General features: G+C 65.6%; 13 protein-coding genes. 8 read left to right on the top strand and 5 right to left on the bottom strand.

Annotation, left to right across the window (positions count from 1 at the left end; all coding sequences use genetic code 11):
• The 3 genes from GRI59_RS13255 to GRI59_RS13245 form a co-directional block, all read right to left on the bottom strand.
• Window positions 1–6,192: MBG domain-containing protein (locus tag GRI59_RS13255; RefSeq protein ID WP_202391020.1), on the bottom strand; the 6,192-nt coding region annotated here is incomplete at its 3' end.
• Between the two features lies 1 nt (window position 6,193).
• The gene (locus GRI59_RS13250) at window positions 6,194–7,951 is read right to left on the bottom strand and encodes a ShlB/FhaC/HecB family hemolysin secretion/activation protein (protein ID WP_337190277.1); all 1,758 of its coding nucleotides are present in this window, start codon (window positions 7,949–7,951) and stop codon (window positions 6,194–6,196) included.
• 371 nt (window positions 7,952–8,322) lie between these two features.
• On the bottom strand, window positions 8,323–9,183 hold the full coding sequence (locus tag GRI59_RS13245; RefSeq protein ID WP_160761722.1) for a hypothetical protein: 861 nt from the start codon (window positions 9,181–9,183) through the stop codon (window positions 8,323–8,325).
• 185 nt (window positions 9,184–9,368) lie between these two features.
• Here GRI59_RS13245 and GRI59_RS13240 point away from each other — a divergent pair, with 185 nt between their 5' ends.
• From GRI59_RS13240 to GRI59_RS13225, 4 genes are all read left to right on the top strand, one after another.
• Window positions 9,369–10,001: a DUF1826 domain-containing protein gene (locus GRI59_RS13240; RefSeq protein WP_160761721.1), complete on the top strand. Its 633-nt coding sequence runs from the start codon at window positions 9,369–9,371 to the stop codon at window positions 9,999–10,001.
• Window positions 10,002–10,093: 92 nt separating this feature from the next.
• A complete protein-coding gene (locus tag GRI59_RS13235; RefSeq protein ID WP_160761720.1) occupies window positions 10,094–12,232 on the top strand; it encodes a S46 family peptidase in 2,139 nt (712 codons plus the stop codon).
• Between the two features lie 84 nt (window positions 12,233–12,316).
• Window positions 12,317–13,306 (top strand): glucokinase, encoded by a 990-nt coding sequence (locus GRI59_RS13230; RefSeq protein ID WP_160761719.1) that lies wholly within the window; start codon window positions 12,317–12,319, stop codon window positions 13,304–13,306.
• A complete protein-coding gene (locus tag GRI59_RS13225; protein WP_160761718.1) occupies window positions 13,303–16,059 on the top strand; it encodes a phosphoenolpyruvate carboxylase in 2,757 nt (918 codons plus the stop codon). The genes GRI59_RS13230 and GRI59_RS13225 overlap by 4 nt, the downstream gene beginning before the upstream one ends.
• A gap of 205 nt (window positions 16,060–16,264) precedes the next feature.
• Here GRI59_RS13225 and GRI59_RS13220 read toward each other — a convergent pair whose 3' ends face one another.
• Complete coding sequence (locus GRI59_RS13220) at window positions 16,265–17,284, bottom strand: LacI family DNA-binding transcriptional regulator (RefSeq protein ID WP_160761717.1); 1,020 nt, start codon at window positions 17,282–17,284, stop codon at window positions 16,265–16,267.
• A 178-nt stretch (window positions 17,285–17,462) separates the two neighbouring features.
• Here GRI59_RS13220 and GRI59_RS13215 point away from each other — a divergent pair, with 178 nt between their 5' ends.
• The 4 genes from GRI59_RS13215 (at window position 17,463) to eda (ending at window position 22,825) form a co-directional block, all read left to right on the top strand.
• A complete protein-coding gene (locus tag GRI59_RS13215) occupies window positions 17,463–18,878 on the top strand; it encodes a sugar MFS transporter (protein WP_160761716.1) in 1,416 nt (471 codons plus the stop codon).
• Between the two features lie 91 nt (window positions 18,879–18,969).
• A complete protein-coding gene (zwf, locus tag GRI59_RS13210; protein ID WP_160761715.1) occupies window positions 18,970–20,409 on the top strand; it encodes a glucose-6-phosphate dehydrogenase in 1,440 nt (479 codons plus the stop codon).
• Entirely contained in the window at window positions 20,402–22,213 is a 1,812-nt protein-coding gene (gene edd / locus GRI59_RS13205) for a phosphogluconate dehydratase (RefSeq protein WP_160761714.1), read from the top strand. Before zwf ends, edd begins: the two co-directional genes overlap by 8 nt.
• 3 nt (window positions 22,214–22,216) lie before the next feature.
• Window positions 22,217–22,825, top strand: coding sequence for a bifunctional 4-hydroxy-2-oxoglutarate aldolase/2-dehydro-3-deoxy-phosphogluconate aldolase (eda, locus tag GRI59_RS13200; RefSeq protein ID WP_160761713.1), 609 nt, complete (start codon window positions 22,217–22,219; stop codon window positions 22,823–22,825).
• On the opposite strand, the gene GRI59_RS13195 is transcribed toward eda, so the two are convergent.
• Window positions 22,822–23,730 carry an alpha/beta hydrolase gene (locus GRI59_RS13195; RefSeq protein WP_160761712.1) on the bottom strand — a complete coding sequence of 303 codons (909 nt, stop codon included), beginning with the start codon at window positions 23,728–23,730 and terminating at the stop codon, window positions 22,822–22,824. The genes eda and GRI59_RS13195 overlap by 4 nt on opposite strands.
• Between the last annotated feature and the right edge of the window lie 3 nt (window positions 23,731–23,733).

Raw genomic sequence — 23,733 nt, 5'->3', positions numbered from 1 at the left:
AATCGGGCGCGGCGTGATCGTCAGCTGGCCGCCCACAAAGGCTATCGAATAGTTCGCGCCAGCCCCCAGCGTGCCTTGCGTGATCGCGACATTGCCGACCCCGGTGGTCGCGCCAGCGGTGGTCGTCAGCGCGCCGCTCAGCTGGTCGCCGTTCACCAGCCCCGCCCCGCCAAGCGTGAAGGTCAGCGCTGGGTTGGCGTTGCCATAGACCCGGCCGAGATTGTTCGCTGTCACTGTGATGGGACGCGGCGTGATCGTCAGCTGGCCGGGGTTGAAGGTGAACTGGTACCCCTGCTCGCTCAGCAACGATCCCTGCGCCGCGTTGATGGCGAACAGGCCGACATTCGAGGTGCTATCGGCCAAGGTTGTCAGCAGCGGCGCGCCGGAGAGGTTCGCAAGCCCGTCACCCGGCAGGAAGCCGGTGACGCTGGCGGTTAGCGCCGGGTCCGCGTTACCATAGATGCGGCTGAGATCATTCGCGGTCACGGTCAGGACCGGCACGATCCGGAAGGCCGCAAAATTGCCCCCCGGGTTCAGCGCATCATAGGCCGCCTCGTTCGCAATGCTGTAGCGCCGTGCATAATTGCCGAAGGAGCCGATCTGCGATCCGGTGGGTGTCGCAGCGAAGATGCCGTAATGCCCGCCGCCGGTCAGTATCAAACCGGCGTCGCCATTAAGGTTGGTGACCTCGCCATTGAGCGAGGCAAGGTCGATCGCGCGTCCGGTGCCCGAAGCGGTCAAGACGCCCGAGCCGATCACTGCAATGTCGCTGCCGGGCGTGGTGCCGAAGTTGCGCGCGTCGATCTGGCCGGCGGTGATATTCGCCAAAGTGATGGCGCCGCTCTCTTGTCCGGGGACGCCGCCCCCATCGAACATCCGCAGCGTCACTGTGCCGGTGCCAGCATTGATCGAACTGCCCTGTGCCATCGTAATGACCGCCGGACCGGCAGGGCCCGGCGGAGGCGGAAGCGTCCCGGCAACATTGGCCAGCAAGTCGACCGTGCCACCGCCCACTGCAAGATTGGCATCGAGCAGGATCGAGCGGCCCGCGTTGATGCTGATCGATTGCCCGCCAAGGCTGATACTGCCGCTATTGTCGTCGGTGATCTCGATCCCGCCGCGCGAGGTCACCGTAATTGCCGTGGTGGTGGCGGCGACAGGCTGGCTGCCGATGATCGATCCGGCCCCGGTGATGATCTGGATATCGTCATAGGCCGAGACATCGAGCTGGCCCGCCACATTCAGATTGCCGCCTTGGGCGATCAACTGCGATGCCGGGGGATCGCCGATGATCGCATCGCCCAGCGCCGTGACCAGCATGGTGCCGGCATTAACGTTGCCGCCGCCAAGACTGACCACGAACCGGCCTGCGGCATTAGCCTGCGTGCCGGGGCTGCCCCCGCTCGCATCGGCGGACATGGTGAGCACGGCGGTGTTGATCACCGCTTGGCTCCCGGCAGCCCCCTGAAGCAAAGTGCCGCCCGCAGCCGCGCTGCCGCCACTGGAGGTCTGGGCATTGCTATTGATGCTGATCAGGTTCGTATCGACCTGCGTTGCACCGCCATATTCAAGGCGCGTGGACCCGCCATTGGCGACCCCGCCTGTCTGCCCCGCATTGGAGGCCGCCGCAAAGGCGCGCGCCTCGATATAAAGCTGGCCGACATCGAGGGTCGAATTCACCAGGTTCAGCGATGCTCTGCCGCTCGCAGCGTTGCCGGTGATTGCCCCCGCGCCGCCATTGGCTTGCGAGCGCACCCGCAGGACGCCAGGCAGCCCGACAGCGCTGGTGCCGATGTTGAGGGTAGAGTCCGTCACCACCACATCTGCATTGCCGCTGGTTGCCGTACCGCCCGTTCCGTTAGTCGCTCCGGCCCCGCCAAGCGCATCAACCGCGATGACATTCTGGCCGATCAGGCCGATATCCGAGCTGGTGATCGCAACCGTCATATTCGCGCCGGCCGCGTTGCCGCCGATCCCACCAGTGCCGGTCGCAGCGCCGCCCAGCGCGGTTGCGAGGAATTCGAAATTGCCGCCGGTAAAGGTGCTGTCGGTGATGGTGATCGTGCTCGGCGTGGAGCGCGCATTGCCGCCCGCCACGTCGCCCGCACCGCCTTCATTGATCCCGCCAACCGAAATGCCTGACTCGCCGCTCGCATTGGGGAGGAAGTTGATCGTCGCCTGACTGGCGGTGAAGCTGACCAGCCCGCCTTCACTGCTCTCGAAGGCATCCCCGCCGATCCGGCCGGTGCCACCGGTGGCCTGATCGACCACCACCGTCCGGCCGACGATGTTGAGCGTCGCCCCCAGCACTTCAAGCGTGCTGCGGCCGCCGAAGCCGTCACCGCCATCGCCGGTGCCCGAGCCATTGCCTCCGACGCCGCCGGCTACGCCCCCAAGCAGCTCCAGCGTTGCCGTGCCGCCATTCAGTACCCGGATCTGGCGGTTGCCGCCTCTGGCGTTACCGCCGCTGATGTTGTTGCTGGCCAGCAGGCTCGACCCGCCTTCGGCAAACACCGAGAACAGCGTCTCACCCATGGTCATGGTGCCGCCGTCGACTTCGATCAGGCCTGTACCGCCAAAGGCTGCGCCGCCGGTGCCGCCGTCCGCCAGAGAGCCACCACCCAACCCGCGCGCGAGCAGCCGGTTGAACCCGCCACTGCCCGGATCACTGTTGGGGTTGGCGGGCAAGGCCATGGACCCGCCTTGCGCCGCGCGGAGCACAATCGCACCGCCATTGCCCGCGCCGCCGATACCGGTGCCGCCCGTGGTAATGCCTCCAATCCCGAGCGCAGCGACAATCGCGCCGCCATTGAGAGAGTCGGCAAGGATGTTGAAATCAAAATTGCGCTCGACGATCAGGCTGCTGCCCGAGCCCAAGCTACGCAGTTCGGCAGAACCGCCAAACCCGTCGCCGCCGACATAGGCAATCTGATCACCCTCGCTCTCGCCGCCGCGCCCGCTGGCGGTAACCTGCAGGGAGCCGAAGCGCACCACGCTGGCCGCTTGCGCCTGCGCATAGGCATCACCCCCGCGTCCGACGCCGCCGATCCCACCCTCATCCGGTGTGCCGCCAAAGCCATTGGCAAGGATCGCGGTGTTGCCCGAAAAGGTCCCGCTACCCTGCGTGCCGTTGGTCACCGCGATGTAGGCCGTGCCGCCCGTGCCGTTACCGGCATTGCCGGTCTGAGCAGAACCGCCAGCGCCGTTCGCCTCGACGATCGTGTCGCCCGAAACCGTGACGCTGATACCCTGCAATGCGATAGCCGCTTCCCCGCCGAGGCCAAGCCCGCCCGTTGAAAAGCCGCTACTACCGCCAGCGCCAGTCGCGAAGGCATTGAACTGCGTCATGGACACAGTGCCGCCGAGGCTGCCGAGAGCTGTCGCCGCGCCGCCGGTCCCGGTGCCGCCCACGCGTCCGGCGCCGCCGGAGCCGAAGGCTTCGAGCGAAATCTGGTTGGCGGTCACGTCACCCGCTCTCACGCTCAGCGCCGCAGAGCCGCCGGTGCCATTGCCGCCCGCGCCGGTCGCAAAACCGAAGTCCGCACCGCCGCCACTTCCGCCTGTGCCGTTGGCGGATGCCACCACGTCACCGAAGATGGCGGCTCCCTGACCGACGGAGCCGTTCAGCCCAAACAATTCCAAGCCAGTCTGCGCCAGTCCGCCAAACCCGTCGCCGCCGCGCCCGCCGTCGATCAGTGAGTCAGCAGCCCCGCCCTGACCGCCAGTTCCCGTGGCCGCGAGCAGCGCGCTTCCGGTTACCGTGAGGTTGCCCCTGTCTCCACCAGCGAGAATGAAGGCTCCATTGGTGAAGGTCGGATCAGCCTGATTGGGGACAGCACCATCCCCGCCAATGCCATCGCCGCCACGCCCGGGGGCAATCGCCGCACCATCGGTCTGCCCGCCGCCACCGCCCGTGCCTTGCGCGAACACGCTGGCATCGCCGCCGATGGTGAGCGTTGCGTTCTGCGTCAGCGTGCCGTTGGCCTGGAAAAACGCATTACCGCCCCGGCCAATCCCGCCATTGCCGCCAAACCCGAATGTCGCGTTGCCGCCAATACCGTCGCTGGTCGCCTGAGCGCGGCCAAGTATGGTGACCGTGCCGATTTCGGCGATCGCTCCGGCAATCCCGCCGGACCCGTCGCCGCCGTCCACCCCGGCGCCGCCCTCACCCCGCGCGTCGGCCCGGAAGCTGGCGTCGATTGTTCCGCCGATGGCGATCGTTCCGCCCGAGAACGTCGTCGCCGAAGCACGGCCGCCTAGCCCGACGCCGCCGGTGCCACTACCATTGGCGCCGCCGAACCCTTGTGCATCGAGCTGCATCCGTCCGGTGATGGTGATCAGTCCCGGCCCGTTGATCGTGGCCGCAGCTGTCCCGGCATCGCCAATAGAACCAGCCCCAGCGCTATTCGAAGAACCGCCGCGGGCATTGGCATTGGCCTCGACTTCGCCGCCGATAGCCAGGGTGCCGCCGCCGGCAGCCACAGTCATCAGCGCTTGCCCACCATAGGCGTTCGACACGGTCGAGAGGCTGACCTGCGAACCCTCGGCGGCAACCGCCTCAGCGAATAGGCTGAGCTTTTGGGCGACATCGGCAGAGCCACCCTGACTTGCCGCAAGTTGTGCCAGTCCGCCGCGTGCTTCGGCGCCCACTACGGCACCAGAGGTTGTGGTAGCGAGCCCGCGCGCCTTGATGGTCGCGGCCCCGCCGATGCTGATATCGCCGCCAGCCGCATTGACCACCGCCGAACCGGCTATGGCCCTGCCTGCTGTCAGATTGCCGGAATCAAATCCGCCAAAGGCATCGGCCGTCACCAGCGCGCTGCCTGAGATGGTTACATCACTGCCAACCCCAGCAAGGATCAGCGAAGACCCGCCTTGTGCGTTGATCGCATCAAGTGATTGCAGGCTGGGGCCGCTCTCCCCGTAATCGCGCGAGTCGACCAGCACATCGCCGGTGACGGTGAAACCCTGGCCGTTTTGCGCGATCAGTTCGGCATTCTGGCGGCCGACGAGCAGCAGATTGCCGGCGACCGAACTCGCGACATCGAAGGATGTTGCCTGCACCCGGTGGGTGCCGATCGCCAGCAGGCTGCTGCTGGCGGTGAAATCATCGATGAAGATATCGGCGCGAACATCACTTAGCTCGGAGTTACCGTTAAAGGTCGCCGCGATCCCGTTGCTGATGGTGTTGCCGTTCACAGAGCGGCCGGACACGTTATAGTTGGCAGACAGAATGATTTCGCCATTTACGATACTGGCGCCCTGCGCGGGATCGAAGCCAAGATTGCCGCTGAACAGCATGCTGATCGGGTCAGCACCGGCGCGGGCGACGCCGTAGATCATGTGATTGTCGCCCGACCCGGTGCTCGACGGGCCGCCGACATTGCCGTTGACCGTCACCACCTCGCCGGACGCCGCCGTGCCAACAGGGACCAAGATGCTGAACAGCCCGTTCGAGAAGCCGAGATTGACCACCTCGCCCGCGACATAGGCATGGCTGCCGTTGATCCGCGCCGTGCCCAGCATTTCGATGTCGGCCGCGACCACCGCGAAATAGGCGTTTTCCGGCGTCGCAAGAATCTGTGCGCCGGGATTGATCTGGACACGCGCGGTCGATCCTGCGGCGCCGGTGAAGGTCGCAAGAGCGCCTTGCCCGAAAGCCTCGAAGTCGCCCGGTTGGATATTCAGCGTGGTCAACAGCAGGCTGCCGACATCGAAAGTTGCAGTGCCGCCGATCAAAATCCCGGTCGGCGAATAGAAGGCGACCGTCCCGGCCGGCGAGCTCCCGCTATTTTGGTCGACGAAACGCGACAGGACCGTGCCATTAATCGTCAAAACGTTACCGTTGGCGGTCGGCAGGATCCGGTTCAAAACCGCGAAGTTTGGCGTTTGAAAGTTGCGGAACAAGGCGCTGGCATCTTCACGGATAAAATCCAGTGCGTCGCCATTGTTATCCTCGTTCGGCGACCAGTCGATCACCACCGTCGGCGTGAACAGATCGACCGTCGTGTTGGTCGGCCCGGTATCGACGATGCTCGCCGCGCCGAACACGACGTTGCCGTCTGCAAGAATACCCTGTGCTTCGGCCCGGGTGGGCAGCAACAGCGCCAGCGCTAGCGCGGCACTGCCGCAGCCGAGCATGAGGTGCGAACGCTTGGCGCGGGGATGGCGGCTCCGGGTCGCACTGGTCATCTCAATATCTCCACGGAAGCAAGCGGGCAGTGAGCGTGAACATGAAGCGGACATCGCCGCGGTCAGCGGCAAGATCGGGCCGCTGGAGCGGCACCGCGATCAGAAAATCGCTCTGGACACCCGGCGCCCAGCTGACGCGCAGGCCCCCGCCGGCCGACCACAGCCGGTCGGGGTTGGTGGGGGAGCGGCTGGGGTCCTCGTTCCAGACGTAGGCGACATCGGTGAACAGATAGGGCTGGAAGGCAAGCCCGCTCGCATTCTTGGAGACAAGCGAGCCGTAGCGCATTTCGAACGCGCTCATGATCCCGCTATCGCCCAGCACCGCGCCCGGATCATAACCGCGCCCGATCGAGAAACTGCCAGCCGCAATTTCCTCGAAGGCGGGCAGCGGATCCTTGGTGATTTGCGCTTGGGTATCGAGCGCGAAGGTCACCTTCGGGGTGGGGCGATATTCGAAATCGGCATTGATCCGCACCAGCAGCGGCGTGGGGTCAGCCTCGATCCGGCTTGGCGGAACAGCCGCGCCGATGAGACAGCCGAGCAGATTGGGCCGACAGTCCGGGCTGGTATTGAACACATCGAGCCCGTGGCGCGCTTCGATGCCGTAGCGCAGTTGCAGCTTGGGCTCATAGGGGGAATAGCCATCTGCGCGCAGGACAGATTGCTGATCGGTCCATTCGCCCGCCAACCGGGCATAGACCATCCGCACCCGGTCATCGGTCAGGCCGAAATTGTTCAGTTGCACTTCCTGATCGACATAATCGAAGCCGACATCGGCAAACAGGCTGTGGCCGCGTGTGCGCACCAGCGGATAGCTGGCGAACAGGCTAGCGAAGATTGTTTCGGATTCGACATCAATACCGGCCAGCCCGACTGCGGGGTTGGAGGTGCTGAAGGTGAACTGCCCGCCCAACCGCAGGCCCTCGCTGCCGACACGGAAGTCGTGCCCGATCTGCACTGTCTGCTGTTCGGTAAACTCCAGCGTGCTGAACATGGCCACGGTGGTCCGGTCGCCCAGACCCGTCAGATCATAAAGCTCGCCGCGCAGCGTTCCGCCGAACCGGCCAATCGCTTTGGAGCCGAAGTTCTGGACGTTGAAATCGATCACTGCGCGCTGGCGCAGAACCGCGATTTCTCCCACCAGATCGCCCGGCGCGCCGCCCGCCGCCGGCCGCAGCGAGAGGCGGACATCCAGACCGGGCACATCATCGGCGAGCAACAGATAGCGCTCAGCCGCGTTGGTGTTGAACACGTCCTGCTGGGTGAGCTTTTCGAGATAGCCTGCCACCAGCTTTTCCGACGGCCCGGCATCGCCGCGCACCCGCACCGCTGTCAGCCGCCCGAACACCACGTTGAAATCGGGGATGTTATCGGCAAGGTTCTGCTCGGGGATTTCGACCGTCGCGAGATAGCCCTGGCGGCGCAGGATCGCATTGGCTTCGGCGCGGATATCGCACAGCACGGACACCGGCAGCTCGCGCCCGAGATAGTCGGCATAGGCGCTCTCGAGCGACAGGCCCGGCACCCGGTCGAGCCCGTTGAACTGCGCGCCTGCAACCGTGAACTTGATCCCGGCAAACTCAGGTCGGTCGAGCGCGCACGGGGGCCGCTCGAAATCTCCGTCGATGGTGAGGGTGACGCTGCGATCCTCGCGGCGCAGCTCCGGCGGGATCAGGTCGCTGCGGTTGGGCGGCGTGACCTGGGCGGCTTGGGCAAAGGCGGGATCGCTCGCGCTGACCAGCCCGGTGGCCAATGCCACGGCTGACACGAGAACGCGCAGGCCGACAGGGCGCAAAGCCCGACGATCCCGAGCGGGCCGGTTCGAAAAGACGGCGGACTGCACCTGATGCAGGCAGGTATGAGCGTGCGACAAGGTCCCCCCCAAAAGCTCACGCCCGGGCAGGCGCTATGCGCGCGCTCGCGGCGTTGTGCCTTTCCCCATGGTCCACACGCCAACAGCTGATGTCGCCGGTGAACCTACGACCCCTCGTATGCAGGCAGACTACTCGGGCCCACCGCAAACACAAGCGCGCAAAGGCCTGCGCGGGCGCTTGCGGGACACTTTGTCGCGTTTGAGCAACTTTCGCAGGCGCAACCAGCGCCGGGCAGGGAGCTTGAGAGGAGAAAGCGTCAACCCGCAGCCGCGAGCATCACCTTTGCCGACGCCCCTGACACCGCACCGGGTTCAACCGACAGCTTGGCCGGACGGGCAGCGCCGGGATAGGCTTGACCCAGCACGCCGAGCGCTTCGGTGATGCGGGTATGGGCGGCGGGGTTCTCGGCCTTGATCGCCGCGCCATTGGTCGCGAAGGCAGACGCGGCCACCTTGGCGAAGCCGTAACCGTCCAGATAAGGCTCGTAACTGTCGTTCTTGGGCAGAGTGCGATACATCGCGCTCGACCGCTCGATCTGGTCGGCGATGATGCCAATGGCGACCTTCGCCGACGTCGCGTCAGACTTGGGAGCCTTCTGAGCCGCACCGCGCAGTGCGGCGATGATCGCGTCATAGGCCTTGCCGACTTCGGCGACGCTCTTGCCGTCATTTGCGGCGAGCGATGCTGTCGTGAACAGCTCCTTGAAATCCTTGACGCCAAGCTTGGCAAAGACCGGGTCCATGTCGACCAGCACTTCGCTCACCGGGTGAGCGAACATTTCGGCGGCCGCTTCCTTCTTGCCCGCCGCATAGGCATCGCGCGCAGCAACGACGTGCGCTTCGGCCACGGCGAGCGCGATCCCGTAGGCGACCGGATCGGTGGCTGCATCGGTGACGGCAACGCCGCCCTCGCCCTCGCCGCCAGCCGTCTCGCCGCCGCCGCCTTCGCCAGCGCCGCTGCCACCTTCACCCTCGCCTGCGGTCGCAGCCGTTTCGCCGCCCACCGTGCCAGTTGCAGCGCCCTCACCGCCCGCTTCGCCGCCACAGGCCGCCAGCAGCCCACCGGCAAGTGCGGTGCCGAGGCCAAGCTGGGTCCAGAGTTTGAGCGTGCTGTTCATGGGAAGCGGTATCCTTCAGGCCGGGAGATATGTCGTGGCCTCATGGCCCAGATGATAATGGTTCGCAAGAGACTTTCGCATCCCGAGCCTTGCCAGTGATCCGGCAAGGGCTTAAAGGCATGATACAACGTCTCATAAGTTGCTGCACAGGGTCATCACCATTTATGGCAACGCTGCTCGCTCCCATGTCCCATATTTCCGGAAGTCCCGAGGTGCTGCACGCTATCGGGGAGCCCCACTGCAACCTTGCGATCTGGCAGCGCGCGCCCTTTGCCGATTTTGCGCCGCTTATCGAAGGTACGCCGCATGACCTGCGCTTCACCTGCGATGTGGCAGGCCTGCCCGCACTGCTTACCGAGGGGCTGGCACAGGGCGGCTATGGCGGCAGCGCTGCGCTACACCGCGCGCTGGTTGAGGATGCCGTCCGGCTCGCCGAGCTGTTCTGCGCGGCAATGGACCTTGCCAAGCTCGAGCTGCGACTTGAAGTTGTGCGCACCGATTCCTGCCGCAAGTTCCACGCCGACTACGTTACTGCCCGGCTGATTACGACCTATGTCGGCGAAGGCACCGATTGGTTGGACGAGGATGATGCCGCCCGCGTCGCCGCAGGCGAAACGCCCCGGCATATCAACCGCCTCGCCCCCTTCGATATCGGCCTGTTCAAGGGCAAGCTCGCGACCGAGCGCCCCGCGATACACCGCTCGCCGCCAATTGCCGGGACGGGCGCCGCGCGGCTGCTGCTGGTGCTCAACCCGGCAAGCAAGTCAATCGCCGATGGGGCCGATTCGGGTCTTTCGCCGCCTTCGCATCTGGCCTAACAGCCCCCCATGCGCCCGCGGGCGCGATCCACTCCGATAGCCGCCGCCGCCTACGTGCGCGCCGGCCATCGCTCGCAAGAGGTATCTGCTCGATGAAGAAGTTCCTGCTCGCCGGGGTTTCGGCCCTGATGATTGCCGCTCCTGCCGCCGTTCAAGCCGACGAAGGCATGTGGCTGCCGAGCCAGACCGGCGCTATCGCCGACGCAATGAAAGCCGCCGGGCTTGAACTCGACGCCAAGACCCTCGGCGATCTTCAGCGCCCGCCGCTGACCGCGATTGCTTCACTGGGCGGCTGTTCGGCTGCGTTCCTGTCGCCCGAAGGTCTGGTTGCGACCAACCACCACTGCGTCGCCGGATCACTCCAGTACAATTCTTCGCCCGAGAACGACTACCTCACCAACGGCTTCCTCGCGAAAACGCTGGGCGATGAACTCCCCGCCGCCCCCGGCAGCCGCGTCTACGTGATCGAAGACCTGCGCGATGTTTCCAAGGACATGCTCAAGGGCGCCGACAAGCTCGAAGGCCGCGCGCGCTATGACCGCTTGCAGGCCAACCGCACCGCGTTGATCGAAGCGTGCGAAAAGCAGGCCAACCGCCGCTGCGATGTGCGCGCCTATTTCGGCGGACAGCAGTACTGGCTCCAGCAGCAGCTTGAGATCAAGGACGTGCGTCTGGTCTATGCCCCCGCTGCGGGCGTTGGCAATTTCGGCGGCGAGAAGGACAACTGGATGTGGCCGCGCCACACCGGCGATTTCTCGTTCTACCGTGCCTATGTGGCGCCCGATGGTTCGTCGGCTGCGTTCAGCAAGGATAACGTGCCGTTCAAGCCCAAGGCCTGGCTCCCGATCGCGAAGGAAGGCGTGAAGGACGGCGATTTCATCATGGTCGCCGGCTTCCCCGGTACTACGGAGCGCCTGCGCTCGGCTGAAGAAGCGCGCTTCTATTACGAGGAACTCTATCCCTATCAGCAGGCGATGCTGGCCGAATATGGCGACATGATCGACGCGCTGACCGCAGGCAATCAAGCCGCCACCATCGCCTATGCCGCAACGCTGCAGGGCGTGGAAAACTACGAAAAGAAGATCGCTGGCCAGATGGCGGGCGCCGATGCCATCTCGCTGGTCGAAAAGAAGCAGGCTGAGGAAGCGGGCTTCCGCGCGTGGATCAAGGCTGACCCCAAGCGCGAGGCGCAGTACGGCGCAGCGCTGGCAGAACTCGACACGCTGATCGCGACCAGCAACTCCGAAGCGCTGGCCGATGCCAAGCGCGGAATGCTAGGCCGCGGCCAGCTTTATGGTGCGGCGCGCCAGCTGTATCGCTGGGCGAACGAACAGGCCAAGCCCGACAAGGACCGCGAACCCGGCTATCAGGAACGTGACCGCGCATTCATGACGCAAGGGATGCAGCGGATCGAGCGGCGCTACGTGGCCGAGATCGACAAGGCGATCTGGGAAGACGGCATTGCCGAATACCGCACCCTGCCCGCCGAACAGCGCAGCGCCAGCTTCGATACCTTCATGGAAGGCCGCGACCTTGCGGCGTTCTATTCCGCGACCGAACTCGGCAACACCGCCAAGCGGATGGAGTGGATGGGTAAGACCCCCGCCGACTTCAAGGCGTCGAACGATCCCTTCATCCAGCTGGCGGTCGCCACCTATGACGAAGCGATGGCCAATGAAGCGGAAGAAAAGGCTCGTTCGGGCGAAGTCCAGAAGGCCCGTTCCAAGGTCATGGAAGCGCGCCTTGCCTATGCCGCATCGCAGGGCAAGACCATGTATCCCGACGCCAATGGCTCGCTGCGCTTCACCTATGGCAAGGTGATGGGCAAGGCGGTTGACGGGCAGGTGTGGACGCCGTTCACCACCGCCGAGGGCATCGTCGCCAAGCACACCGGACGCGGCGAATTCGACGCGCCCGACAAGATGGTGGAGCTGATCAAGTCGAAGGATTACGGCCGCTGGGCCGCGCCGGAACTGGGCACCCTGCCGGTCGATTACCTCTCCACCGTGGACATCACCAACGGCAATTCCGGCTCCTCGACGCTGAATGCGCGCGGCGAGTTTGTCGGCCTCGCGTTCGACGGCACGATCGAAGGCGTGGTCAGCGACTGGATGTATGATCCCAAGATCAACCGCACCATCCATGTCGACAGCCGCTTCATGCTGTGGACCATGGAAAAGGTCGACGGCGCGGACCGCCTGCTCAAGGAAATGGGCGTCACGGCTGAGTAAAATTTGAATAAGTATGCGGCGCGTGGGATTTCCGCGCGCCGCCTGCTATTGCCTCCCCTGCGCTTGCATTGAGACGGGGAGAGTATGATGCACGAAGTGGTGGTGGTCGACATCGGCGGCACCCATGCCCGGTTCGCGATCGCCAGTATTGGCGCGGACGGGGCCATCGCGCTCGACACGCCCGAAACGCTCCACACCGCCGATCACGCCAGCTTCCAGACCGCATGGCAGCATTTCCGCGAATTGCGCGGCGGCAGTCTGCCGCAAGCCGTCAGCATGGCGATTGCCGGGCCGGTCGGCAGCCCCGGCAACCTCAATCCGGTCATCCGTTTCACCAACAATCCGTGGATCATCCGCCCGGCGCTGATCAATGAAAAGCTGGAGGTGGAGCGCTTCACCCTCGTCAATGATTTCGCCGCGGTCGCCCATGCGGTTGCGCGGGCCGATGACAGCCAGTTCCTGCACCTCGCTGGTCCGGACCAACCGCTGGGGAGCGAGGGCACGATCAGCGTGATTGGCCCCGGCACCGGCCTGGGTGTCGCCCATCTTTATCGTTCGGGAAGCGATTACCGCGTGCAGGCGACCGAGGGCGGGCATATCGACTTTGCCCCCTTGGACAGCATTGAGGACGCGATCCTCGCCCGGCTGCGCAGCCGCCACAACCGCGTTTCGGTGGAGCGCGTGGTGGCCGGCCCAGCGATAGTCGACATCTATGAAGCGCTCGCCGCGATGGAAGGCCGTAGCGTACCCGAACTTGATGCGATCACCATCTGGGGCCTTGGCACCAGCGGCGAAGACAGCCTTGCCGCAGCCGCCGTAGACCGGTTCTGCCTGTCGCTAGGGTCGGCAGCGGGCGATCTCGCCCTTGCTCAAGGCGGCTTTGCCGGTGTGGTGATCGCAGGCGGCCTTGGCTACCGCATCCGGGACACGCTGCTGGCCTCGGGCTTTGCCGCGCGGTTCAAGGCCAAGGGGCGGTTTGAAAGCCTGATGGCGAATATCCCGGTCAAGCTGATCGTCCACCCGCAGCCCGGCCTTTTCGGTGCAGCGGCGGCCTTCGCCTCCGAACACGCATGAAGACAATAGCCGCCCTCGAAGCCCGGCTGGGCGAGTTGCACCAGCGCACCCGGGAAACGCCGCTGTTCAACCCGGTGTTCCAGCTATCGCTCGACCTGTCGCGCGCGCTGGAGGGGGACGAGCTGTCGCTCGATGATCTCTCCGCGCTCGTCGCCGAACTGGAATGCGACGGGCTGAAGGCGCGCGCGGGCAAGCTGCGTGCCCTGCTCGCTCCGTCTGCCGAAGCGATGCCGCTGGCGGGCGAAGACGAGGATTTCGAAGCCTTCGCCGCGCGCTGGGAACGCCCGCAGCTCCACGCTGTCTTCACCGCGCACCCGACTTTCCTGCTCGCGCCAGCACAGGCCGAAGCGGTCGCCGCTGCGGCATCGGGCGAGGATGACGAAGCCGCCTGCGCCGTGCCATCCACCCGCACCGCCGTGACGCTCGATCATGAACACCGCGCCGCGATGGACGCCATGGCCGGCGCGCAGGACGCGCGCGATGTGATCGTTGCGCGCTTGCTGGAGGAAGCGCGAAGCCGCTGGCCGCAGGCTTGGCGCGCGCTGCGCCCGATGCCGTTCCGCTTCGCCAGCTGGGTCGGCTACGACATGGATGGGCGCACCGATATCGGCTGGCATACCTCGATCGCCTTCCGGCTACATGAAAAGGCCGAGCGGTTGGCGCGTTATACTTCGAGCCTCGAAGCGATTGATGCAGCCCACCCGCTGCTTGCCACCCTCACGCCCGCAGCCGCCTTTGCCGCCGCACGGGCCGAGGACTTTGCTGCCGATCTATCGAGCGCAGATGCCCTGGCCGCCGCCGCCAACCGTCTGACCACCCACAGCCCCGACAACCTGCTGTCGCTGAGGCCGCTGATCGCTGCGCTGGAAGCCGAGGCCGAGACAGGCGATCCCACCCGCGCCGTCCGCCTCCTAACCCTCGCTGCTGCGATGCGCGCTGATGGCCTCGGTATGGGCTGGATCCACTTCCGGGTAAACGCCAAACAGCTCCACAACGCCATCCGCCGCCGCCTCGCCGATGACGAGGCGATCGATCTCGCCAGCAAGGGCGCGATTGCGACCCTGCGCCGGATGGTGGACGAAGCCCGCCCGCTGCGCACCAATTTTGCCGCCCTCGCGACCGAAAGCTCGACCGCAATCCGCCAGTTTCTGGCGATGGCACAGATCCTCAAGCATATCGACGCCGATGCCCCGATCCGGATGCTGGTGGCCGAGTGCGAACAGCCTGCCACGGTGCTCGCCGCACTCTATTTCGCCAAGCTGTTCGGGGTGGAGGGCAAGGTCGATGTCTCGCCCCTGTTCGAGACCGAGACCGCGCTGGAGCACGGCGGCCGCTTCCTCGACGCCCTGCTGGCAGAGCCGGCCTACCGCGCTTATGCCCGCACGCGGGGTCGCGTGGCGGTGCAGACCGGCTTTTCGGATGCGGGCCGGTTTGTCGGGCAGGTGCCCGCCGCCCTCGCCATTGAGCGCCTGCAAGGCCGCTTGGCCGAAGCGATGGCCGCCAACGGGCTGTCCGACATCGCCGCGCTGGTGTTCAACACCCACGGCGAGAGCATGGGCCGCGGGGCGCATCCGGCGTCGTTCCGCGACCGGCTCGAATGGCCGCTCTCCCCTTGGGCACGGCGGCGGTTTGCGCGGGCAGGCGTCCGGCTGGAGCCGGAGGTCAGCTTTCAGGGCGGCGACGGTTACTTGTTTTTCGCCACGCCCGAACTGGCGCTCGCCACCCTCACCCGGATCGCCGAACTGCGCCCGGCCGAAACCGACCTCGCCGCGCCCGCCGACCCGTTCTACCACCGCACCGATATCAGCCTCGATTTTTACCGCGCGGTGAAGGAACATCAGGGCGATCATCTGGCCAGCCGCACCTATGCCCGCGCGGTGACCGCCTTCGGCCTCGGCCTGCTCAACCCCACCGGCAGCCGCGTCTCGCGCCGCCAGTCCGACATCAACGCCGATCGCGAAATGAGCCTCAGGCAGATCCGCGCGATCCCGCACAACGCGATCCTCCAGCAATTGGGCTACCCGGTCAACGTCATCGCCGGGATCGGCAGCGCAGCGGATAGCAACCGCGAGGAAATCGCCGCTCTGCTGACCGATAGCCCGCGGGGGAGCCAGATTCTGCGGCTGGTGCGCTCCGCCAATGCGCTCGCCAGTATCAAAACCGTGGCGGCTTATGGCGAGCTGTTCAACTCGGCCTATTGGGCCAGTCGCACCTATCGCGGGACCGAGGATCACCTTGCAGGAAGCTGCGCGGCGCTGGCGGAATATCTCGTCGGCGATGACCGGACGGGGGTGTTCCGGCGCCTCGCCTCGCGCCTCAGGATCGACGCGATCAAGCTGCACCGGCTGACCGATCTGCTACCGGATGAAGCACCAAGCGAAGCCCGTGAACATGTGCGCCGCCGCATCGGGGTGTTGCAGGCGCTCCGGCTGGCGCTGCTCCAGCATTTGTTCCTGAAAGCGGTGGCCGTCCCCGCCTTCAGCCGCGCCAATGACATCAGCCGGCGCGACGTGATCGAGATGGTCATGACCTTGCGCGTCGAGGAAGCCCTCGCGCAGCTGCGCCGTGCTTTCCCGGTGCGGATACCCGGCCCGCGCGACTTCCCCTTGGATGAGCAGAGCGACTACCCCGATGGCGGCGAGGAAGGCTACGGCGCGATCGAGCGTGACTTCATGACGCCCATCGCCCGCGCGCAGGAATTGTCGCTGAGAATTTCGACCGCGATCGCCAACGAATTCGGGGCGCATGGGTAGAAGCGGGGACAGCGGCGGAGCCGCAGTCAGGTTCGCGCCAAGCCGCCAAGGCAGCCAAGATGTCAGGCACAGCCGCGCCCGTGTGCTCCCTCTTGGCTTGCTTGGCGGCTTGGCGCGAACCCCTTTGAGCGCCTGCGGCAGCATAGAGACGGCTCGCCCCTCCACCATCCTCCGGATGGTCCCCCCTTTCCGTTCCGGGAAGGATCTAGCGCGCCGTGCTCCCCCGCGCGATCAGCTTCACCGGCACGCGCCGCCGCGCGGCCTCGCCTTCGTCGAGCACCGCCTCGACCAGCGCTACACCGGCCTCCGCCGGGTCAGGAGCAATTGTGGTCAAGGGCGGGCGGCTGAACCGGCCGGCGACCAGATCGTCGAAGCCCATCACGCCGACTTGGCTGGGCACCGCGATATCGGCGGCGGCGAAGGCCTCGATTGCGCCGAGAGCCATCGCATCGCAGGCGGCGAAGACGGCGTCGATATCCTCCCCTCGTTCGATCAGGCGGCGCGCGGCGCGGCGGCCTTCCTCTTCGCGGGTAGGCGCGTTGACGGTGGGGGCTAAGCACGGCTCCAACCCCGCCGCGCGCATCGCTTCGGCGTAACCTTCATAGCGTTCGGTGAATTGCACCTGCGGCGTGTTCAGCGCGCCGAGGAAGCACGGACGGCGGTATCCGGCGGCGAGCAGGTGCTCGACTGCGAGCCTTCCGGCAGCGCGGTTGTCCGAGCGCACCCAGTCCAGCTCATCGAAAGGCGATCCCCAATAGGCCACCTTGCGACCATCGCCATCGAGCGCGCGGAAATGCTCCCACGCAGGTGCATTGGTGGTGGTGCCGATCACCACGAGGCCATCGGCCCGGCCCTGTTCCTGGTAATGGCCGAAGAAATCCTCGGGGCGCGCCTGGAACGACACCAGCGTCTCAAACCCGCGTTCCGACGCGGCCACACAAACGCTGCCGAGCAAGGCATAGGCGAAGGGATTGATGCTAGCGGCATTGTCGCCCTCGCGGCAGATCACCACCACCGCGAGCGTCCCGGTCGATCCCCGGCGCAGCCGCGCGGCGCGCTCATCGACAAAGTAACCGAGCGCTTCGGCCGCCTCGATCACCTTGCGCCGGGTGGCTTCGGCGATGGCAGGCGAGCCGGACAGCGCGCGGCTGACGGTCGGCTGGCTAACGCCTGCCCGCTCCGCCACATCGAACGATGTCGGTCGTCTGCGTGATCCCCCGCTCATGGCTCTGGCTTCTAGGGCGGGACGGTGCACAGGCGCAAGCGTATGCGTGCATCGAAGGGTGCGGGGGTCTGCATTGCTATTCGCACTGGATTTGTGCGCGCGGGTCTTGCAAATCGGAAGCAGCGCGCGGATTGTGAACGTTAGCAGAAAAGATTTGGCGCTAAGGGAGAGAGCGACAATGGCAATGGCACCGGGTGTGGGCGCGGCGACCGCCGTGGGGGATGGCGCGAGCGACGACCGCCAGGTGCATGCCCCGGGCCTCAACTATTTCGTCTTCGCGCTGTTCTTCATCTTCGGCGGCATCACCAGCCTCAACGATGTCATCCTGCCCAAGCTGCAGGAGCTGTTCACGCTCAGCTACACCGAAGCGATGCTGGTGCAGTTCTGCTTTTTCACCGCCTATCTGCTGATCGGCATTCCCGGCGCAGAGCTGGTCAAGCGGGTCGGCTATATGCGCGGCGCGGTGGTCGGGCTGCTGACCATGATGTGCGGGTGCCTGTTGTTCATTCCTGCCAGCCAGACCGCGACCTATGGCCTGTTCCTCGCCGCGCTGTTCATTCTGGCGAGCGGCGTTGTGGTGGTGCAGGTCGTCACCAATCCGCTGATCAGCCTGCTGGGGCCGCAAAAGACGGTGCACAGCCGTCTGACATTTGCGCAGGCGTTCAACAGCCTTGGCACCACGATTTTCCCGCGCATCGGATCGGGTCTGATCCTCGGCGGGCTCGCCGGCGTTTCGGCCAAGGAGCTGAGCGGCGCGGAGCTTGACGCCTATCGCACGGCGGAAAGCGCCGCGATTGTGTCGACCTATATCGGTCTAGCCGTGGCGCTGGCGGTCATCGCGGCGGTGGTGTGGGTCTATCGCAACAAGCTGCCGCATGATGCCAGTGCCGCGCGCGATGCAGCGCTGACGACGCCGGGGCGCTATGTGGCGGGTCTGGCACCCATCATCATCGGTGGCTGGATGGTGATCCAAGGCAATGAACTGCCCGGTATTGCCCTGCTGATGGCAGGCCCCGCGATCTGGTTGTGGGGCAACCCGCTACTGACGCGCACGCGATTCAGCTACGGCGCGCTTTGCATCTTCCTTTATGTCGGCGCTGAAGTCGCGATCGGCTCGCTGATCGTCGGCTATCTGATGCAAACCCACGTCATGGGCCTGACTGAGCGGGCCGCGGGCGACCTGATCTTCCTCTATTGGGGCGGCGCGCTGGTCGGCCGGATCATCGGCTCGGCGGTGCTGCGCTTTGTCAGCCCTGGCCTGGTGCTCGTCGGCGTTGCCGCAGGGGCGATCCTGCTGGTGCTGTTCTCGACCAACATGACGGGCACGACGGCGGGGTACAGCCTGCTGGCGGTGGGCCTGATGAATTCGATCATGTTCCCGACGATCTTCAGCCTCGCTTGCGAAAAGTTGGGCGCGCGGGCGGCGGACGGATCGGGGATCATCAACATCGCCATTTTCGGCGGCGCTGTGATCCCGCTGCTGACCGGGATTCTGGCCGATGCCAGCGGCAGCATTGGCACCGCGATGATCCTGCCGATTATCTGCTATGCCATCATCGGTGGCTTCGGGTTCTACGCGCGCAGGGCTGCATGAAGCCCATGCCCGCTTGAATAAGTATGCGCGAAGCTGGCAGGTAAGCGCCCTTGCGCCTAGGTAGGGCGCACGAGAAAAAGGGCCATCCGCCATGAGCTTCACCGCTGACCGCCTGCTGCTGTTCGGAGCCACGGGCGACCTTGCCCAGCGTATGCTGCTGCCCAGCCTGTTCGCGCTCGATGCCGATGGGTTGCTAGCGCCCGATCTCAAGATCATCGGCACAGCGCGCAGCAGCATGTCCGATAGCGAATACCGCAATTTCGCTCGCGCGGCGCTGGAGAAGTACCTACCCGCCGACCGGCGCGGGCGCATGGCGGAGTTCATGAACCGCCTGTCCTACCAGCCGCTCGATGCGACGACGCTGGAAGGTTATGACGCGCTCGCCGCAAAGGTCGGCACGCCTGCGCGCGGCCTCGCGATCTTCCTCTCGACCGCGCCGAGCCTGTTCGGCCCCACGATCAAGGGCCTTCAATCGGCGGGCCTGACGGGCGAGAATGTGCGGATGTGCCTCGAAAAGCCGCTCGGCACAGACCTCGCCACCAGCCGCGAGATCAATGACGCGGTAGCGGGGGCCTTCCCCGAAAGCCGGATTTTCCGGATCGATCACTATCTCGGCAAGGAGACGGTGCAGAACCTGCTGGCGCTGCGGTTTGCCAACATCATGTTCGAGCCGCTGTGGAATGCGGCGCATATCGACCATGTGCAGATCACCGTGGCCGAGACTGTCGGCCTCGAAGGCCGCGTCGCCTTCTACGACGATGCCGGTGCGATCCGCGATATGGTGCAGAACCATATGCTCCAGCTGCTCGCTCTGGTCGCAATGGAGCCGCCTGCGCATTTCGATGCGACAGCTGTGCGCGATGAAAAGGTGAAGGTGCTGCGCGCGCTGCGCCCCGTCTCCGCCAACGAGACCGTCACCGGCCAATATCGCGCCGGCGCGATCACCGGGCAGGCGGTGCCCGGCTATGACGAAGAGTTGGGCAAGGATTCCGACACCGAAACCTTCGTCGCGATCAAGGGCCACGTCGATAACTGGCGCTGGAAGGGCGTGCCCTTCTACCTGCGCACCGGCAAGCGCCTGCCCAAGCGTGTGACCGAAATCGTGATCCAGTTCCGCTGCGTTCCGCACTCGATCTTCGCGGGTAAGGGGGCGACGATGCAGCCCAACCGGCTGGTGATCGGCATCCAGCCCGAAGAGAACATCACGCTGTCGCTGATGGCCAAGGTGCCGGGCCTCGACCGCGAGGGCATCCGCCTGCGGCAGGTGCCGCTCAATATCGCCATGCCCGATGTGTTCAGCGGCGCGGTGCGGCGGATTGCCTATGAGCGCCTGCTGCTTGATCTGGTTGAGGGTGATCAGACCCTGTTCGTCCGCCGCGATGAGGTCGAGGCGCAGTGGGAATGGGTCGATGCGATCCGCGCCGGGTGGGAAGCAGAAGGCCTCACCCCCAAAACCTATACTGCCGGCAGTTGGGGCCCCTCTGCGGCCATCGCGCTGGCGGAACGCGACGGAGTCACGTGGCATGAGTAACCTCAACGACACCCTCCACAAGGTCACGCAGCGTGTGATCGAGCGATCGAAGCCTAGCCGCAGCGCCTATCTCGACCTGATTCGCCGTGAAGGCGACAATATGGGTGAGCGCAACGCCGTGTCGTGCTCGAACCTCGCCCATGCCTATGCCGGGGCGCTGGAAGATCAGGCGGCGCTGGTCTCGGGCCGCGGCGCGAATATCGGGATCGTCACCAGCTACAACGACATGCTGTCGGCCCACCAGCCCTATGGCCGCTATCCTGACCGGTTGAAGATCTACGCCCGCGAAATCGGCGCGACGGCGCAGGTCGCTGGCGGCACCCCGGCGATGTGCGACGGGGTGACGCAGGGCGAGACCGGCATGGAGCTGTCACTGTTCAGCCGCGACGTGATCGCGCTCTCGGCGGCGGTGGCCCTGTCCCACGCCATGTATGACGGCACGCTGATGCTCGGCATCTGCGACAAGATCGTGCCGGGCCTGCTGATGGGCGCACTGCGCTTCGGCCACCTGCCGACCATCTTCGTGCCCAGCGGCCCGATGCCGACAGGTATCCCGAACAAGGAAAAGCAGCGCGTCCGCCAGCTCTATGCCGAGGGCAAGGCGACCCGCGCCGAACTGCTGGCGAGCGAGATGGCGAGCTACCATTCGCCCGGCACCTGCACCTTCTTCGGCACGGCCAATTCGAACCAGATGATGATGGAGATGATGGGCCTGCACATTCCGGGCAGCGCTTTCATCCAGCCGGGCACGCAGTTGCGGCAGGCCTTGGACCGTGAGGCGGTGCACCGCGTCGCAGCGCTGGGGCGCAAGGGTGACGACTACCGCCCGCTCGGCCTGTGTGTGGACGAAAAGGCGGTGATCAACGCGGCGGTCGGGTTGCTGGCAACGGGAGGCTCGACCAACCATGCGATCCACCTGCCCGCCATGGCGCGCGCAGCGGGCGTGATCTTCGACTGGGACGACCTTTCCGAACTGTCCCACGCCGTCCCGCTGATCGCGCAGGTCTATCCCAATGGCTCGGGCGATGTGAACAATTTTCACAACGCTGGCGGCATGGGCTATGTCATTGGCGAGCTGCTGGAGGCGGGTCTGGCCCACCCCGACATTCTCACTGTGGGACGCGGCGATTTCTCCGATTATGCCCGCGAACCCGGACTTGAGGGCGAAGAACTCGTGTGGCGCGAGGTTGGCCCCAGCATGGACGACACGATGCTGCGTCCCGTCAGCAATCCGTTCAAGCCCGATGGCGGGATGCGGCTGCTGCAAGGCAACCTTGGGCGGGCGTGCTTCAAGACCTCGGCGGTGGACGAGAGCCGCTGGACGGTCGAGGCACCGTGCCGCGTGTTCGAGGATCAGGCGAGCGTCGCTGCCGCGTTCAAGGCGGGCGAGCTTGACCGCGATGTCGTGGTGGTCGTGCGCTTCCAGGGGCCGCGCGCCAACGGGATGCCCGAACTTCACAAACTGACCCCGGCGCTGGGCGTGTTGCAGGATCGCGGGTTCAAGGTCGCGCTGGTCACCGATGGCCGCATGTCGGGCGCTTCCGGCAAGGTGCCTGCTGCGATCCATTGCACCCCCGAAGCATTGGGCGGCGGCCCGCTGGCGCGGCTGCGCGATGGCGATGTCGTGCGGGTTTGCGCGGCGACGGGCGATCTCAACACCGATGCCGATTTGGCCAACCGGGAACCTGCGCTCGATCCGATTGCAGACAGCGGCACGGGCCGTGAATTGTTCGGCATGATGCGCCGCTTCGCTGACGGAGCCGAACAAGGCGCAAGCGCGATGCTGGCCACCGGAGGTATGTAACCCATGAATATCGACGCCATCATGCGCACCGCGCCGGTGATCCCTGTGATCGTGATCGACGATGTCGACCATGCCGTTCCGCTGGCCGAAGCGCTGGTGGCGGGCGGATTGCGGGTGCTCGAAGTGACATTGCGCACCCCGGCGGCGCTGCCTGCGATCCGGGCGATGAAGCAGGTGCCGGGCGCGATTGTCGGTGCGGGGACGGTGACCGGAGTTCCCGATCTCAACAAGGCGCTGGCAGCGGGCGCCGAATTCATCGTCTCCCCCGGCCTGACCGACAAGCTCGGCAAGGCAGCGGTGGCGGCGGGTGTGCCGTTCCTTCCCGGCATCGCGAATGCGGGCGACATCATGCGCGGATTGGAATTGGGCCTTGATCGCTTCAAGTTCTTCCCGGCGATGGCGGCAGGCGGGCTCCCGGCCCTGAAGGCGCTCGCCGCGCCCTTCGGCCAGTGCCGCTTCTGCCCGACCGGCGGGATCAGCTTGGACAACGCTACCGAGTGGCTCGCTTTCGATCCGGTGCTGTGCGTCGGCGGCAGTTGGGTGTCGCCCAAAGGCGCGCCGGACAAGGCGGTGATTGAGGCCTTGGCCCGTGAGGCCGTCAGCCTGCGTTAGTCCTCCGCCAGCAGCCAGCCGAAGATCTCGGGCAGGCGGGCCGCCCAGGCGTTTTCCTCGTGCTCGGCGCCTTGGTAGACCTTGCTCTCCCAGTCGCGGCCCTTCTGCCAGCCTAACGCGGCGAACCGCGCGTCGATGACTTGCTGATAGGGCGCATAATAGGCATCGAGGGTCGCGGTGCCGTGGTCGAGCCACACCCGCCGCCCGTCAGGCTGGCCCAGCCGCGCGGCGAACCACGCGTCCCATAAATCCCTCACGCCGCGATCCTCGCCCTCCACCACGCGCGGATCGATCGCTGGCCAGTGCGAACTGACACAGCCTGCCCTTCCGAACACTTGCGGCGCTTCAAGGAAGGCATAGCAACTCATCAACCCGCCCATGCTTGAGCCGACAATCGCCGTGTCGTCGCGCCCCGCGCGGGTGCGAAAACTCGAATCCACCCATGATTTCAATGGGCCAATAATCCACGCGAGATAGAGGTCCGACACGACTTCGCCATTGGCAGTCTGATCCATCCGGGTGCGCAAGGTCCCGCTGGCTGCGTCATAGGCACTGCGGGGAAGATATTGGCGATAGCGATCGGAGCCCGGAGCCCAGATGCCGACGATGATGTGCGGTTCGACCTTGCCGGACTTTACCGCCGACAGCATCGCCTTGTCGGCGGCCCAAATCTTGTTGAAGTTGGAATTTTTCAGATCGAACAGATTGTGCCCGTCATGCATATAGAGCACCGGATAGCGCTGGTCGTCCGCGTCATAGCCAGGAGGCAGCCAGATCGACAGGCGCTGGTCGGGCAGGCCCGCAGCGGACACGCGTTCGTATTCAAGCAAGCGTCCCGCCTCCTGCGCCCGCAGCGGCATTGAGAACGCCAGCAGGCCCAGCAGCGCAGCAAGCAAACGGTACATGGC

It is taken from the genome of Erythrobacter ramosus (genome assembly GCF_009828055.1).
Classification (GTDB): domain Bacteria; phylum Pseudomonadota; class Alphaproteobacteria; order Sphingomonadales; family Sphingomonadaceae; genus Erythrobacter; species Erythrobacter ramosus.
The sequence above is the reverse complement of the archived record's forward strand: the minus strand, read 5'-3'. Positions and strand labels throughout refer to the sequence as shown.